Origin of the sequence: Kitasatospora sp. NPDC058218, from assembly GCF_042882445.1 — a bacterium.
Lineage (GTDB): Bacteria > Actinomycetota > Actinomycetes > Streptomycetales > Streptomycetaceae > Kitasatospora.
This window is the reverse complement of the sequence record NZ_JBHVWC010000003.1, coordinates 179,032-193,026: the sequence shown is the minus strand read 5'-3', so window position 1 is coordinate 193,026 and position 13,995 is coordinate 179,032. Positions and strand designations below refer to the sequence as shown.

The 13,995-nt window shown below is 71.9% G+C and carries 16 protein-coding genes and 2 pseudogenes; 9 read left to right on the top strand and 9 right to left on the bottom strand.

Annotated elements, in window-relative coordinates; all coding sequences use genetic code 11:
* Position 1: 1 nt before the first annotated feature.
* Positions 2–1,024, bottom strand: a complete 1,023-nt coding sequence (locus ACFVYI_RS03010; RefSeq protein ID WP_387880913.1) for a helix-turn-helix transcriptional regulator — start codon at positions 1,022–1,024, stop codon at positions 2–4.
* Positions 1,025–1,225: 201 nt separating this feature from the next.
* Here ACFVYI_RS03010 and ACFVYI_RS03005 point away from each other — a divergent pair, with 201 nt between their 5' ends.
* Together ACFVYI_RS03005 and ACFVYI_RS03000 are read left to right on the top strand one after the other, a co-directional pair.
* Complete coding sequence (locus tag ACFVYI_RS03005; RefSeq protein ID WP_387881014.1) at positions 1,226–2,665, top strand: MFS transporter; 1,440 nt, start codon at positions 1,226–1,228, stop codon at positions 2,663–2,665.
* A 65-nt stretch (positions 2,666–2,730) separates the two neighbouring features.
* Positions 2,731–2,943: a KTSC domain-containing protein gene (locus ACFVYI_RS03000; protein WP_387880910.1), complete on the top strand. Its 213-nt coding sequence runs from the start codon at positions 2,731–2,733 to the stop codon at positions 2,941–2,943.
* 12 nt (positions 2,944–2,955) lie between these two features.
* Here ACFVYI_RS03000 and ACFVYI_RS02995 read toward each other — a convergent pair whose 3' ends face one another.
* The 3 genes from ACFVYI_RS02995 to ACFVYI_RS02985 all read right to left on the bottom strand — a co-directional run bounded on the left by ACFVYI_RS02995 (position 2,956) and on the right by ACFVYI_RS02985 (position 4,444).
* Complete coding sequence (locus ACFVYI_RS02995) at positions 2,956–3,360, bottom strand: hypothetical protein (RefSeq protein WP_387880907.1); 405 nt, start codon at positions 3,358–3,360, stop codon at positions 2,956–2,958.
* Positions 3,361–3,411: 51 nt separating this feature from the next.
* Positions 3,412–3,681: a DUF2087 domain-containing protein gene (locus ACFVYI_RS02990; RefSeq protein WP_387880904.1), complete on the bottom strand. Its 270-nt coding sequence runs from the start codon at positions 3,679–3,681 to the stop codon at positions 3,412–3,414.
* Between the two features lie 136 nt (positions 3,682–3,817).
* Positions 3,818–4,444: a TetR/AcrR family transcriptional regulator gene (locus tag ACFVYI_RS02985; protein WP_387880901.1), complete on the bottom strand. Its 627-nt coding sequence runs from the start codon at positions 4,442–4,444 to the stop codon at positions 3,818–3,820.
* A gap of 85 nt (positions 4,445–4,529) precedes the next feature.
* Between ACFVYI_RS02985 and ACFVYI_RS02980 the strand changes: the two genes are divergently transcribed.
* Entirely contained in the window at positions 4,530–4,940 is a 411-nt protein-coding gene (locus ACFVYI_RS02980; RefSeq protein WP_387880898.1) for a DUF4345 domain-containing protein, read from the top strand.
* A gap of 55 nt (positions 4,941–4,995) precedes the next feature.
* Here ACFVYI_RS02980 and ACFVYI_RS02975 read toward each other — a convergent pair whose 3' ends face one another.
* From ACFVYI_RS02975 to ACFVYI_RS02955, 5 genes and pseudogenes are all read right to left on the bottom strand, one after another.
* Positions 4,996–5,589 (bottom strand): HhH-GPD-type base excision DNA repair protein, encoded by a 594-nt coding sequence (locus ACFVYI_RS02975; RefSeq protein ID WP_387880896.1) that lies wholly within the window; start codon positions 5,587–5,589, stop codon positions 4,996–4,998.
* Between the two features lie 1,402 nt (positions 5,590–6,991).
* Entirely contained in the window at positions 6,992–7,426 is a 435-nt protein-coding gene (locus tag ACFVYI_RS02970) for an NUDIX domain-containing protein (protein ID WP_387880893.1), read from the bottom strand.
* Positions 7,427–7,564: 138 nt separating this feature from the next.
* Positions 7,565–7,777 (bottom strand): DUF397 domain-containing protein, encoded by a 213-nt coding sequence (locus tag ACFVYI_RS02965; protein ID WP_387880890.1) that lies wholly within the window; start codon positions 7,775–7,777, stop codon positions 7,565–7,567.
* Between the two features lie 82 nt (positions 7,778–7,859).
* Positions 7,860–8,243, bottom strand: a pseudogene (locus ACFVYI_RS02960) (DUF5753 domain-containing protein); the annotation flags it as partial.
* Positions 8,244–8,395: 152 nt separating this feature from the next.
* Positions 8,396–8,605, bottom strand: a pseudogene (locus ACFVYI_RS02955) (helix-turn-helix domain-containing protein); the annotation flags it as partial.
* 183 nt (positions 8,606–8,788) lie between these two features.
* Here ACFVYI_RS02955 and ACFVYI_RS02950 point away from each other — a divergent pair.
* From ACFVYI_RS02950 to ACFVYI_RS02925, 6 genes are all read left to right on the top strand, one after another.
* Entirely contained in the window at positions 8,789–9,115 is a 327-nt protein-coding gene (locus tag ACFVYI_RS02950; protein WP_387880888.1) for a hypothetical protein, read from the top strand.
* A gap of 30 nt (positions 9,116–9,145) precedes the next feature.
* Positions 9,146–9,370, top strand: coding sequence for a hypothetical protein (locus tag ACFVYI_RS02945; protein ID WP_387880886.1), 225 nt, complete (start codon positions 9,146–9,148; stop codon positions 9,368–9,370).
* Complete coding sequence (locus ACFVYI_RS02940) at positions 9,367–9,588, top strand: hypothetical protein (protein WP_387880883.1); 222 nt, start codon at positions 9,367–9,369, stop codon at positions 9,586–9,588. The genes ACFVYI_RS02945 and ACFVYI_RS02940 overlap by 4 nt, the downstream gene beginning before the upstream one ends.
* Positions 9,589–9,802: 214 nt before the next feature.
* Positions 9,803–11,128, top strand: a complete 1,326-nt coding sequence (locus ACFVYI_RS02935; protein ID WP_387880882.1) for a multiprotein-bridging factor 1 family protein — start codon at positions 9,803–9,805, stop codon at positions 11,126–11,128.
* Between the two features lie 100 nt (positions 11,129–11,228).
* A complete protein-coding gene (locus tag ACFVYI_RS02930) occupies positions 11,229–12,050 on the top strand; it encodes a TIR domain-containing protein (protein WP_387880879.1) in 822 nt (273 codons plus the stop codon).
* Entirely contained in the window at positions 12,047–13,990 is a 1,944-nt protein-coding gene (locus tag ACFVYI_RS02925; protein WP_387880877.1) for a hypothetical protein, read from the top strand. The genes ACFVYI_RS02930 and ACFVYI_RS02925 overlap by 4 nt, the downstream gene beginning before the upstream one ends.
* The last annotated feature ends 5 nt before the right edge of the window (positions 13,991–13,995 follow it).

Here is a 13,995-nt window from a genome sequence, read left to right as displayed (position 1 = left end):
CCTAACGCGGGCTGTCCTGAGCTGGGCTGTTCTGACGCGCGCTGTCCTGAGCCGGGCCGTCCTGGCCCGCGCTGTCCGCTGCCCGGCCGGCGCGGGCGGCCAGTTCGCGCAGGTGGGCGTGCATCTGCGGGGGCTCGTGCACCTCGAACTCGCAGCCGAGCATCACCAGGCGCATGGCCAGCCACTCCAGCGACTCCGCGCGGGAGCGCAGGCGGCAGCTGCGCGCGTCGATCGGCTCGACCTCGGAGTCGCGGTGCAGCCAGTACGGGATGTCGGTGGCGGGCATGTGCAGGGTGGCGACCAGGGTGTACGTCGGTGCGAGCCGGCGGAGCTTGCTCGCCACGTAGGCGGCCGCGTCCTCGGCGGGGAGTTCGCGCGGGGTGATCCGGGCGCCGGTGGCGAACGGCTCGCTGATCCGGTCCACCCGGAAGAGCCGCCAGTCGTTCCGGTCGAGGTCGTACCCCACCAGGTACCAGCGCCGCCCGGCCGAGACCAGGCGGTTGGGCTCCACCTGGCGGCTGGTCTCGGCGCCGTCGCCGGCCCGGTAGCCGAAGCGCAGCCGCTCCCGGTTGGTGACGGCGTTGGCGAGCACGGTGAGGTCCTCCGGGTCGACGGTCGGGCCGTCGCCGGTCAGCAGCGGCACGGTGGCCGTGTTCAGGGCGCCGACCCGGTGGCGCAGTCGGCTCGGCAGGACCTGGAGCAGCTTGCCGAGGGCACGGACCGAGGCCTCCTCGATGCCGACCACGGCGTGACCGGCGGCCGCCCGGAGCCCGACCGCGATGGCCACCGCCTCCTCGTCGTCCAGCAGCAGCGGAGGCATGGCCGTCCCCGCGACCAGCCGGTAGCCGCCGACCGCGCCCATCGTCGCCTGGACGGGGTAGCCGAGCTCGCGCAGCCGGTCGATGTCGCGGCGGATCGTCCGGGGGCTCACCCGCAGGCGCTCGGCGAGTTCGCTGCCCGGCCACTCGCGCGGGGTCTGCAGCAGGGACAGCAGGGTCAGCAGTCTCGCCGGGGTGTCGGTCATGGTGACCAGGATGCCGGACAAGGAGGACAAGAGCTGACCTACATGGACTCTATCGTCCTCGATGTGCCGAAGAGCGAGGTAGAGGAGAAGCAGATGACAGCGGATTCCGGGGTGGGATCCCGAGCGGCGTCCGGGGTGGTTTCCCGAGCGGCGTCCGGGGTGGTGTCCGACCGGCGGCGGTGGATCGCGCTGGCGATCGTGATGATGGCCTCGTTCATGGACCTGGTGGACGTCACCATCGTGAACATCGCCATCCCCAGCATCCAGGAGGACATCGGCGCCTCGTTCAGCGCCATCCAGTGGGTGACCGGCGGCTACGCCCTGGCCTTCGCGATCGGGCTGATCACCGGTGGCCGACTGGGCGACGTCTACGGCCGCAAGCGGCTGTTCCTGATCGGGATCGGCGGCTTCACCGTCGCCTCGGCGCTCTGCGGGCTGGCGACCGGCGCCGAGATGCTGGTCGCGACGCGGATCCTGCAGGGTGCGACGGCGGCGCTGATGGTGCCGCAGGTGCTGTCGATCATCCACGCGACCTTCCCGGCGGAGGAGCGCGGCAAGGTGTTCGGCCTGTTCGGCGCGGTGGTCGGCCTGGGCGCCGTCTCCGGACCGCTGATCGGTGCGCTGCTGACGGAGTGGGACCTCTTCGGGCTGGCCTGGCGGCCGATCTTCCTGATCAACCTGCCGGTCGGCGTCGTGGTGCTGCTGCTCGGCCGGGCGTTCATCGGCGAGTCGCGGGCCGAGAAGGCGCTCAAGCTGGACATCGTCGGCGTCGTGTTGGCCAGCGCCGGTCTGCTGATGCTGCTCTACCCGCTCACCCACGGCCGCGAGGCCGGCTGGCCGCTCTGGGGCTACCTCTCGATGGTCGGCAGCCTGCCGGTGTTCGCGCTGTTCGTCGCCTACGAGAAGGTGAAGACGCGGCGGGACGGCTCGCCGCTGGTCGAGCTGTCGCTGTTCCGGGTGAAGAGCTTCGCGGCCGGCATCGGCGTGCAGTTGACCTTCGGCGTGGTCACCGGGATCTTCTTCCTGGTCTGGACGCTCTACATGCAGATCGGGCTGGGCTGGAGCCCGCTGAAGGCCGGGACGACGGGCATCCCGTTCTCGATCGCGATCTCGCTGGCGGCCGGGCTCTCGGTGCAGCAGCTGGTGCCGCGCTTCGGGCGCAAGGTGCTCCAGGCGGGTGCGCTGGTGATGGCGGCGGGCGCGCTGATCTACATCTGGGAGGCCGACCGGTACGGCACGGCGATCGCGCCCTGGCAGATGGCTCTGCCGCTGGTGGTGATGGGCCTCGGGATGGGCCTGATCGTCGCGCCGATCACGGACGCGGTGCTGGCGGAGGTGCCGCGTGAGCACGCCGGTTCGGCGTCGGGCCTGATCAACACGGTGAACCAGCTGGGGACGGCGCTCGGGCTCGGGCTGGTGTCGGTGGCGTTCTTCGGGGCGATGGACGACGTGGTCGCCCCGGAGGCGGTCGGCACGGCGTTCGGCGGGGCGTTCATCAACGCGATGTGGTGGGTCGTGGGGGTGCTGGTGGCGGTGTTCCTGCTGATGTTCGCGCTGCCGAGGCGGAAGGCGGCGGTCGTCGCCGGGCCGTCCGACGCGGTCGCGCCGGAGGAGCGGGAGCAGGAGCCCGTCCTGGTCTGACGGTGTGCGGTGGGGCCCCGGTCGCGATGCGCGGCCGGGGCCTTCGCGCGCACACTGGGAGGACCATGGAGCGGCCGGCGGTGGACTCCTCGGCGCTGCGTTCGGTCGGGTACGACGCGGCGCACCTGGCGCTGGAGCTGGAGTTCACCGGCGGGCGGGTCTACGTGTACGCCGAGGTGCCCGGGCGGGTGTACCGGGAGCTGCTGGCGGCGGAGAGCCTCGGGCGGTACTTCGCCCGGGAGATCCGGGGGCGCTACGCGTACCGGCGGGTGCGGTGAGCGGCTCGGACCCTACTCCTCGCCGTCGGCGTACTCCTCGCGCAGTTCCTCCAGCAGGTCGGGCCAGAGGTCGGATTCGTCCGGGCCCTGGCCGAGCCGCTCCAGCAGCGCGGTGAACTCCGCCAGCGCGGCCGCCGCGTCGGTGCCGGTCAACCGCTCCTCGTAGCGGGCGAGCAGACCGAGCGCGCCCACCAGCGCGGGCAGCGACGGGGCCGCGGGCCCGCCGTAGCCGGCCGCGTGGTCCCAGCCGTCGGGGTCGTAGATCTGGACGGCTCCGGTGGCGCCGTCCACCATCAGATGGAGCTGGTGGAACGTGCCGATGCAGTAGGAGAAGTGGACCTGGGTGGGGTCCTCGTCCGGGGTGCGGCGGCCGAACAGTTCGTCCGGGTCGGCCTCCCACATGCCCTTCGACGACAACAGCCCTCTTCCTATCGTGCGGCGCCGACAGGCCTGCCGGTCGGGGGCGGCTCAGGCGGCGCGGCGGTAGCTGCTGCCGTCCTGGGGCCGGGCGAGGTGGCCGGCCTCGACCAGGAAGCGGCGCAGGGCCGGGTAGTCGTCGTGCACCGTCCGCAGCGCCTCGTTGACCTCCTGCTCGCTGTAGGAGCGGTCCGGTTCGAAGAGGGTGCCGGCCAGGTGGGCGAGCAGTTGCTCGCGGCGGGCCGCCTTGCGGGGGATCGTGGGCAGGCGGCCGTCGGCGGAGAAGAGCGAGCGCACGGCGGGGCTGTCGGTGTCGGTCATCCGTGGAGCCTCGCCCGGGGAGTGGTGGGCGGGCAACACGTTTTCGGGGGGTGCGCGGCTGCGCGGGTGCGCGGGCCGGGGCGTGGGGGTGTGGGGTCCGGCGGGTGCGGGGTCCGGCGTGGTTCGGTGTGGCGGCTCAGCGCGGCCAGTCCGGGGCGGGGTCGGTGGTGAGGAGCGGGCGCAGGGCGCCGAGTACCGCGCCGATGCAGGAGTCGCGCAGTTGGGTACGGGTGCAGGTCTCGTCGGCGAGCCAGTCGACGCAGAGCACCTGGACGAAGACCAGCCAGCTCTTCAGCACACCGGAGACCGCCTCGTGCGCGGCCGCGTCGGCGAGCGGAAGCACGTTCAGCAGGCGGGCGCGGAGTTCGTCGAGCTCGTTGGTCATGATCGTCCGGATCACCGGGTCTCCGGCGAGCACCCGGTTGGCGGCCAGCACGGCGTTGCGGTTGGCGATGAAGTAGTCGAGGTGGGTGTCCATGCCCTGGATCAGCTGGTCGACCAGGGTGTCGGCGGGGTCGAGCCGGGTGTCGGCGAGCAGTTGGTCGGCCGCCTGCCGGTAGACCGCGGCGAACAGGTCGTGCTTGCTCGGGAAGTGCCGGTAGAGCAGTGCGCGGGAGACGTCGGCCTGCTCGGCGATGTCCTCCATCAGCACGTCCTCGTACGGGCGGGCGGCGAAGAGCTGCGCGCCGACGGAGAGGAGTTGGGCGCGGCGGTCGGCCGGGCTGAGCCGCCGGCGTCGCCGGCTCTGGTCACTGGGGGGCACGGGTGAAGCCTACTTGACACGTGTCTACTAGCTGGGTCCTACTTTAGTAGACGTGTGTCAACTAGTGGGCAGGGGTGAGTTGATCATGGCCAGAGCCCTGCGGGTGCTCGCGTGGACGACGGGGGTCGCCTGCGTGGCGATCGGGCTCTTCCACGTCCTGGGCGGCAATGCCTCGATCCCGGGTGGGGAGGACGCCGGCGCGACGATCGACAGCCTGGGCCGGTTCTTCGGCGCGATCTTCGCCGGCTACGGGCTGGCGTGGATCTGGGCGGTCCGGCAGGCGCCGATCCCGGCGGCGGTGGTGCGGGTGCTGGCGGGCGTCTTCCTGCTGGGCGCGCTCGGGCGGGTGCTGTCGATCGCGGTGGAGGGGTGGCCGCACGGTTTCCAGACCGGGCTGATGGTGCTCGAACTCGCCCTGGCGCCGGTCTGCTTCTGGCTCGCGGATGCGGACGAGAAGGCGGTGCGGGGCCCTTCGGGCGCCGCAGGGCTGCGGTAGCCCCGGGCGCCCGGCGCTCCTCGTGAGCGCCGGGCGGCCGCCGTGTGACGCTTGATCAGACCTTGGCCGTCTTGGCCTCCTTGGCGGCCCGCTTCACCTCCTGCTTGTGGGCGCGCACCTTGTCCAGCGACTCCGGGCCGGTGATGTCCGCGACCGACCGGTACGCCCCCTCCTCGCCGTACAGGCCCGCCGCCTCGCGCCAGCCCGCGGGCTGCACGCCGTACTGCTTGCCGAGCAGTGCGAGGAAGATCTGCGACTTCTGCTTCCCGAAGCCGGGAAGGGCGTTGAGGCGGCTGAGCAGCTCCCGGCCGGTCGCGACGTCGCGCCAGAGCGCCGCCGCGTCGCCGTCGTACTGCGCCACCACGAACTGGCAGAGCTGCTGCACCCGCTTGGCCATCGCGGCCGGGTAGCGGTGCACGGCCGGCTTCTCGGAGAGCAGGGCGACGAAGGCCTCGGGGTTGTGGACGGCGATCTCGTGCGCGTCCAGGTCGTCCCGGCCCAGGCGCTGCGCGATGGTGAGCGGGCCGGTGAACGCCCACTCCATGGGCACCTGCTGGTCGAGAAGCATCCCGACGAGCGCGGCGAGCGCGCTGCGCCCGAGCAGTTCGTCGGCTTCGGGCTGCTGCGCGAGCCGGACGGTGACGTTCATAGGCAGGCCTCCTCGAAGTGTGGAGATTCGGATCGCCGCCCAGTCTGGTGGACGGCGGAGGAGGGGAGGGGGTCAACACGCCCGTAAGGGTGGATTGGTTGAGTTGAGTAGCCTTGTCGCGCCTGGGTAGTTCGTTGGCGGATTGTTGTGCGACCGGGCCGATGCCCGATATTTGAGGCCGGGTGGCGTCCGACGGGCGGGGGATTGGGGTGGGCCTTCGGTGATCCCGGGCCGGTGGAATCGGATCCGGACGACATGGAACCACGTCCAGGGGCAAGCGGGGTTCGATGCGATCAACGACGCTCAGATCGAGTGAATTCGAGGGGTCGCTGTATTCGACTTCGACCGGTCTTGCGCTTTCTTTGACATTGCGTCAACGCGCTTTGTACGTAGGAATGTTGCGATGCGTTCCGTGACCAGAACAGAAGATAGGCGACCCCGGCGGTGCTCCAACACCCCGGGGTCCGGCGCCAGGAGAAGAGCTCCCGATGCGTATCCATCGTACCGAACAGGTACGTCACTTCACCGTGCTTCCGAACGGCCTGTTGCAGGCCCGGCAGCTGAGTTACACCGCCCGCGGGCTGCTCGCGGACCTGCTCTCCCGGCCCGACGGCTGGCGGGAGGACGGGCGGCACGTGGCCGACACCAGCCCGCAGGGGCGCGGAGCCGTCCGGCGGGCGCTGCGCGAGCTGACCGAGGCCGGGTACTACCGGGTCGAGAAGATCCGGTTGGCGGACGGGACGATCCGCAGCGAAGCCCGCGTCTACGACACCCCGCAGAGGGCGGCACCAGGTGTCTCCCGTCCGGCCCCCGGTGGAGCGCGGCCCGGTCCCGCTGACACCCCTCTGGTAAAGAACCGGCACCAAGAACCCTCCCTCCCCGCCGACTTGAACGACCCGGCCGAAGTGCCGGACGGGCAGGTCCGGGCGGCGGTGGCCACGCTGTTCCGGGTCCTCCGGCCGGAGCCCCGGTTGCGGCTGGGCGAGGCCGAGGCCGCAGAGCTGGCGCCGCTGGTCGCGCAGTGGCTGGAGCGCGGCAGCACGGCGGGCGACCTGGCCCGGGCCCTGCTGCCCGGGCTGCCCGCGACGGTGCACTCGGCGGCGGCGGTGCTGCGCTACCGGCTGGAGCGCAAGATGCCGCCCGCGCCGACCGGCGAGCGGCCCCCGGAGGCCCGGCCCGCCGAGTGCGCCGAGTGCCGCGACCCCGTGCCGCAACCGGGCATCTGCCGCGCCTGTGCGGGCCTCGGGAGACGGCCGGTGGCGGTCGGGGGGCGGGGCCACGGTGACGGCCGGCGGCGCCGCGCGCGCCCGGGCGATCCTGTGTGCGGGGAAGGCGGCGCTGCCCGGCGCCCGGGTCGGGGCGGCGACCGATGTGCGGACGTCCGGGTCCCCGGATCTCGCCGTCAGCGGGTGAGAAGTTGGCGAACCGCGTCGCTCACCTCGGGCAACTCGCCGGGGAGGGCCCACTGGTGGGCGTCGTGCTCGGTGAGGACGATCGGTTCGGCCTTCTCCACGGTGACGGCGAAATTGAACTGGCGTGTGGTTCCACCCCAGCTGTTCCGGTAGTCGAAGTGGCCGAGGAAGTCGGTGACCTGGCTGATCGTCAGACCGGATTCCTCGGTGGTCTCGCGGTACAGGGCTTCCAGGACGGTCTCGCCGGGCTCGACCGTTCCGGAGGGGACCTCCCACAGGCCGCCCATGTAGTCGTCGGGGTTGCGGCGCACGAGCAGGGTGCGGCCGTTGTGACGGATCACGGCGGCGGCGACGAAGCCGGTGATGCCGGCGGCCTCGGCGTCGGCCCTCAGGCCGGCCACGAACTCGGGGGAGGTGGCGGTCACAACAGCTCCTCGTGCTGGTCGCTGACATCGCCGACCGCACGGAGGTACTGCCCGGCCGGCTCCGGATCCTGCCCACGATGCCAGACGGGGAGCCCGGCCGTGTGAGCGAAAGCGTGTTCGGCGACCGGGAGGCGGGGCTCAGGCGTCGAAGTCGCCGGTGTTGACGGCGGTGACGAAGGCCTGCCAGGCGGCGGGGGAGAAGAGCAGGGCGGGGCCGTGGGGGTCCTTGCTGTCACGTACGGGGACGTGGTGGGGGTAGCCGGGGGCCACCTCGATGCACTCGCCGCCGTCGCCCTCCGAGTAGCTGCTCTTGCGCCAGGTGGCGGCCGTCAGGTCTGGGGATGGAAACATGGCGCTTCAACCCTCTCTTGATGCGACTGATCAGATCGGCGGACTCCGAGTCTGACAAGGCCGCTGCTCTGGTCCGATCATAGATAGCCGACCAGCGTTGTACATCATCGTCATCGTCGATGAAGTGACCCCTGCTCAGGCTCTCCGAGTAGACGCGTCGGCGGCCGCTCGGCATCTCAAGGAGCACCATTTCCTGCATCCTTGCCGCGGCTGTGGCATTGAGTGGCAGGACTTGTACGATCACGTTGGGGCGGCGCATCATCGTCAGCAAATGGTCCAGCTGCTCACGCATCACGTCCGGGCCACCGATCGTCCGCTCCAGTGGTGCCTGCTCCAGTAGCGCGATGAGTAGTGGGGCATTTTCGGGAAGAAACAGCCTCTGCTGGCGCTGCTTGCGGGCGTCCACCATGGCATCGATGTCTTCGGGGCTTCGGTCTGGTCTGTGTTCGGTGAAGAGGGTGCGCATGTAGGCCTCGGTCTGAAGCAGGCCTGAGATCCGGCCCGTTTGAGCTGCCGGATCTCACGTGCCTTGGCCTCGGACTGTACGAACTCCTGGAACCAGTCAGGGTGGTAGTCCTGCAGGTAGGGGGCGACGAGTTCGTAGCTCCGGACGAGCTGGCCCCCCGCTCCGAGCGCGCTGTCGAACATCGTCGCGTCCTTGAGGGTCGGCGTTGCCTTGCCCACCTCGAACTGGGACGCGCGAGTCTGATGGATGTTCACCAGCTGTGCCAGTTCGTCCTGTCGTAGCCCCGATGCCTGCCGCCAGTGGGCGAGCTCGTCTCCCCAGGTCCGGGGCTTGCCATTCGGATACACCCTCCTGCGAGCCATGCCGGCCACCTCCCCCGCCGTAAGAGCGCCTGAAGTGTCTTGTGGAAACCCTTGGTTGTCCCACGGTCACAGACCGACACTTCCTTCGCAAGGGATTTGCGAAAACGCGACGAATCTCGCGTTCCTTAGGCGTCCCTCTTGCATTCCTCCCACATCGGATCGTCCTCGAACAGTGGATTAGATATGACGAACCTCATCATCGAGCGAAACTTCCCGCCCTGTCGCTGCGAGCGCTGCAACGACACTGTCCCCGAGGCGGGACTGAGCTGCGGCAGTCTTCTCCCGGTCGCGCCCCCGCCCGTCCCCCGTGCCGTACCGCCGGCGGTGGCCTACCGCCCGTCCCGGCAGGGGGAGGTCGTCTTCGACGTCCGAAGCGGGCGGTGGGGCGCGTTCATGGCCTTCCAGTACGGGCTGGCGTTCCTCCGGCCGTTCGGCGGTGGCGTCGAGTGGGACACCGAACCCCGCTGGCTCGCCCAGCAGCCCTCGCCGGTGCACTCGGTCGCTCCCTGAATCACGCAACTCCCCGTAGGAGAACGAGCCATGAGCATGCTGGGCAGAATGACGGCCCACGACCGACGCCGTGCCGCCGACGCCTTCGACGACTTCCGGGCCACGCTCGCCGCCGCCGGGCTCACATTGCCCTCGGCCGGCGTCGACTGGCGTTCGGCGCAGACCACGGGGGTCGTGCTGATCGACCTCGGCGCCGTCCGGGCGGACGTCGTCGAGCGACTCACCGAGCTCATCCGGACGGGACTTCGCGGGTGAGGCGGGACGACCGCGCCGAGGTGGCCGCCGTCCTCCTGGTCGTCGGGGCCTCCGTGGCGGTCTCCGCCCTCGCCACCCTGCTCGTCGGCGCCGACCGGCCCGGTGTGCGTCGGCTGGTCTGGTGGGTGGCGAACGTCACCGTGCTGACGATCGGCATTCCGTGCGGACGGAGCCGGGCCGGGCAGTGGTGGCGCGGGCGCGGGAAGGAGGGCCGATAGTCCCGTCATATCAGTGGACTTGTCGCTAACTCCCTTTGTCCTCAGGACGAGTAGCCACCAAATCGGCACTGGTGAAAGAGGAAACGGGAAACAGCGCCATTCCCCGTTCACCCCCCTCGTCCGCATGCCAATATTCATGCGGAGGCGGGGGGAGAGACCGTCTCGGGCCCACGACGCAGAACCACGGGCAGACGGTTCCAGAGAGGGGGTTGGCATGCGCACGTCCAAATCACCCGACACGGCCGGCGAGTTCGGGCCGGAACTGCGCAGACGGCGGATCGCCGCCGGACTGACGCTCACCCGGCTGGCCGAGTTGCTCAACTACAGCAAGGGCCACCTCAGCAAGATCGAACGCGGCCACAAGACGCCGCCGCCCGACCTGGCCCGCCGCTGCGACGCCCGGCTTGGCGCCGGCGGCGAGCTGGAGAGACTGGTGCCGTCCGAGACCCCCGAGCGCGGAACGGGGGTGGACGGCGCCACGGTCGACGAGGAGGCATGGCTGCTCCGGGTCGGCCCCGACGGCGTCCGCTGGCCCGGGAGCCTCGGGCGGCGCCGACTGCTCGCCGCCGGCGCGACATCGCTGCTGGGGGCGGGAGTTGCCGCCACCGTGCTGCCGCAGCAGACGCACGCACAGGCGCAGGCGGTCACGGAGACGGCGCCGGTGGAGATCTTCCGCCTGCAGTTCGACCAGATGCGGACGCTCGGACAGACCACCGACCCCGGCGTCCTGCTGCCACTGCTCACCGTCCAGACCCACACCCTGCGCGAACTCGCTGTCCAGGCCGGTGCGTCGAGCCGTCCGAAGCTGCTCGGCCTCGCCGCGCGGTACGCCGAATACGCCGGCTGGATGGCCCAGGAGGCCGGCGACAACCCGGCCGCCCTCTGGTGGACCGCCCGCGCCGTCGAACTCGCCGAGGCCGGCGGCGACCGCGACCTCGCCTCGTACGCGCTCGTCCGGCGAGCCCTGGTCACCCTCTACGCGGGCGACGCCGCCCAGACCGTCGAGCTGGTCGCCCGGGCCCAGGAGGACCGGCTGCCGCCCCGGATCCGCGGCCTCGCCGCCCAGCGGGAGGCCCAGGGCCACGCCCTGGCCGGCGACCACACGGCCAGCCTGCGGAGCCTCGACCGGGCCCGCGACCTGCTGGCCCGGGCCGCGGCCGAGGACGGCACCGGCACGCCCGTGCTCGGGACGAGCAACCTCACCGACCCCGCCGCCATGGTCACCGGCTGGTGTCTGCACGACCTCGGCCGCCCCGCGCAGGCCGCCGAGGTCCTCGACCGCGAGTACCTGCGGATCCCCGCGCACGCCACCCGCAGCCGCGCCCGGTACGGCCTGCGACGCGCCCTCGCGCACGCGGCCGCCGGGGAGATCGAGCACGCCTGCGCGCTGGCCGCCGAACTGCTGCCGCTCGTGCCGGGGCTGCGGTCGGCGACCATCACCACCGACGTGGAGCGGCTCGCCCGCGAGCTGGCCCGGTTCCGGGTCAACCGGGCGGTGCTCGACCTCCAGCCCGCGCTCGCCGCGGCGCTCCACCCGTAGCCCCGGCCAGCCCGGTCGCGCCCCGCTTCCCGTCCGGCCTTTCCCCGGCGTCTCCCCGGCCCGGTCCTGCCCCCGTCACTCCTTGGAGAGGTGATCCGCCATGCCCGACATCTTCGTGAACTACCGCACCAGCGACGAGGACACCGGTGCCACCCTGATCGAGCGCGAGCTGTCCCGGCGGTTCGGCAGCGAACGGGTGTTCCGCGCCAGCAAATCGATCAAGGTCGGCCGGCGCTTCCCGCAGGAACTGCTGACCGCCGTGCGCCGCAGCAGCGTGCTGATCGCCGTCATCGGCGACCGCTGGGCCGACGCCCGCACCGCGGACGGCCGGCGCGCGCTCGACGACCCCGAGGACTGGACCCGGCGGGAGATCGTCGAGGCCTTCGAGAGCGGCGCACTGGTCGTACCGGTGCTGATCGGCCGCGCCACCCGGCTCAACCGACGCGACCTCCCCGCCGAACTGGGCGAGTTGGCCGACTGCCAGTACCGCCGGCTGGACACCCGCAACGCGGACGCCGACCTGGCCCGGATCGGCGACGACCTGGCCGAGGCGCTCCCCCGACTCGCCGAAGCGCAGCGGCAACTCGCGAAGAGCGAGGCCGATCAGCCGGAGGCCCGCAACCGGGTGGGCCGGGTCGACGGCAGCGTCGTCCAGGCCAGGGACTACACGCACCGGCAGAACGGGGGCATCGGCAACGTGGGCGGCGACGTGGGCACGTTCATCAACACGGCGAACGGGCCGCTGCACACGGGGAGCGGGGAGCAGCACAACGAGATCCGCAACGGAGGCGTGCAGTTCACCGGGGAGGGCGCTAACTACTTCGAACGCGGCACCGTGAACCAGAAGTTCGGCGACCGGCGGGAGCGCGAGGAGCGGGACGAGCGCGAGGAGCGCCGCCGCCGCGAGGGCCGGCAGCGGTGACCGAGACGCGGATCGGGGACGCGCACGGGCCGACGCACACGGGAACCGGGGACCAGCACTTCTACTACCTGCTGGCCGGTGAGGACCGGCTGGTCCGGACCGGCATCGACCCCCTGCGGGTGGCGCTGGAACATCGCCGCTGGTTGAGCAGCCGGTTCGTCTCCCCGAGGGGATACGGCGATGCGTCCGAGCGGTTGGAGAAGCCCGGCACGACCGTTCTGCTGGCGGGGCCGCCCGGGAGCGGGCGGCGGACCGCGGCCGTGGTGCTGCTGCACCGGCAGGGCGCCGACGACGACCGGTTCCGTGATCTGCCGTTGGCGGACCGGCACGACGAGGAGCCCGAGCCGGCCGAGGGGGACCGGATCCTGCTCGACCTCTCCGGGGCGTCCGAGCAGGAGTTCGTGGGTGAGCAGCAGCGGCTCTCGGCCTACTGGGACAAGGTCGAGCGTTGCGGTGCCCGGATGGCGGTCGTCCTTCCCGACGGGTACGACCGGCTGCTCCGGTCGGACCTCCGGCAGCTGGTGGTGCCGATCGAGCGCCCGCGCGGCGATCGCGTACTCGCGCGGCATCTGGAGCGGACGGGCATCGACGTCCCGGCGGCCGAGCTGCGGGAGTCGGCCCTCGGCGAGCTGCTGGAGCGCTCCGCCATGCGGGAGTTGCAGCGGCTGGCCGAGCTCATGGAGCAGGCCCGTTCGACGGGCGGCGACTTCGCACTCTGGGCGCGGAAGGCGGCGGAGGCGCTCCGGGACCGGAGCAGGGAGGTCGCCGACCAGGTCGCCGGGCTCGCCGAAGGGCGGCAGCGGGCACTGCTGCTGGTGGCGGCGATGCTGAGCGGCGCTCCGGCCGACGTGGTGTTCCACCAGGCCGAAAGGCTGCTGGCGAAGCTCAAGCACCCGCCGGAGGAGAAGCCCAGGCTCGACCGGACCGACCTCACCGAGCGTCTGGACGACCTGCGGGTGACGGTCGACCGGGACGGGCGGATCCAGTTCGAGGCGCTGGCCTACGACGCGGCCGTCCGCGCCCACTTCTGGACGTACTACCCGGACCTGCGGAAGGCGTTCGGGCACTGGGTGGGGGAGACCGTCAAGGCGGGACTGCTCGGCCCGCACGACCGGCGGCTCCTGGTGGCCCGCTTCGCCGAGCAGTCGTTGCGAGTGGGCCGGGTGCGGCCGCTGTTCGAGCTCGCCGAGTTCTGGGCGGCGGAGACGAGGCTGCTGCCGGAGGCCATCGAGGTCCTGGCCTGCGGGCTCGCGGACGAGCGCTTCGGTCCGGCCTTCCGGGCCCGGATCTACGACTGGGCGACCACGGCGCGGCTGCACCCCAACCTCGTCCGCGTCCTGGCACGGATCTGCCTCGACGTGATGGCACCCGCCCACCCCGACCAGGCGCTCGTCCGACTGCACCACCTCGCCCGGGGGACTGCCGACGGTGGCCCGCCGGACGCCCGGGAGGCGTTGTTCGTACTGGTCCGGCGGGACCGGCGGCTCCACGCCAAGCTCATGGCCCGGCTCTGGGACGCGCTGGAGACCCGGCGGGTGGACTCGGCGGACGTCGGGATCTTCCTGAGCCTGATGGACCCGCCGCCCGAGTGGATCGACCGGGAGGCCGTCGAACGCGGCTGGTGTGCGGTCCTGGCGGTGGCCCCGGTGCGGCGGTGGGAGCCGGTGGTGAAGCGGTGGCTGTCCGAAGCCCTGACGGCTCCGGCGGCCCGGGGGGAGCAGCTGATGCAGGTGCTGGTCGGGGCTGCCCGCGAACGGGCTGACCTGCTCAGTCGCCTGTACCTGGTCGGCTACGACTGGGCGGCGACCGGCGGGGACCCGTCGGTCGGGCCCCGCCGGGACGAAGTGGCGCGCCGGTTCTGGCAGTTGATCGATCACGTGCAGGGCATTGAGCCGATGGACCCGCCCCGGGCGCGTCCGTCCGAGGAGAGGATCCCGTGAGCCCC

Coding starts and splice junctions, on each gene's coding strand:
- ACFVYI_RS03010 (WP_387880913.1), bottom strand. CDS start 1,024: ATGACCGACACCCCGGCGAGACTGCTGACCCTGCTGTCCCTGCTGCAG.
- ACFVYI_RS03005 (WP_387881014.1), top strand. CDS start 1,226: ATGATGGCCTCGTTCATGGACCTGGTGGACGTCACCATCGTGAACATC.
- ACFVYI_RS03000 (WP_387880910.1), top strand. CDS start 2,731: ATGGAGCGGCCGGCGGTGGACTCCTCGGCGCTGCGTTCGGTCGGGTAC.
- ACFVYI_RS02990 (WP_387880904.1), bottom strand. CDS start 3,681: ATGACCGACACCGACAGCCCCGCCGTGCGCTCGCTCTTCTCCGCCGAC.
- ACFVYI_RS02980 (WP_387880898.1), top strand. CDS start 4,530: ATGGCCAGAGCCCTGCGGGTGCTCGCGTGGACGACGGGGGTCGCCTGC.
- ACFVYI_RS02975 (WP_387880896.1), bottom strand. CDS start 5,589: ATGAACGTCACCGTCCGGCTCGCGCAGCAGCCCGAAGCCGACGAACTG.
- ACFVYI_RS02965 (WP_387880890.1), bottom strand. CDS start 7,777: ATGTTTCCATCCCCAGACCTGACGGCCGCCACCTGGCGCAAGAGCAGC.
- ACFVYI_RS02950 (WP_387880888.1), top strand. CDS start 8,789: ATGACGAACCTCATCATCGAGCGAAACTTCCCGCCCTGTCGCTGCGAG.
- ACFVYI_RS02945 (WP_387880886.1), top strand. CDS start 9,146: ATGAGCATGCTGGGCAGAATGACGGCCCACGACCGACGCCGTGCCGCC.
- ACFVYI_RS02935 (WP_387880882.1), top strand. CDS start 9,803: ATGCGCACGTCCAAATCACCCGACACGGCCGGCGAGTTCGGGCCGGAA.
- ACFVYI_RS02930 (WP_387880879.1), top strand. CDS start 11,229: ATGCCCGACATCTTCGTGAACTACCGCACCAGCGACGAGGACACCGGT.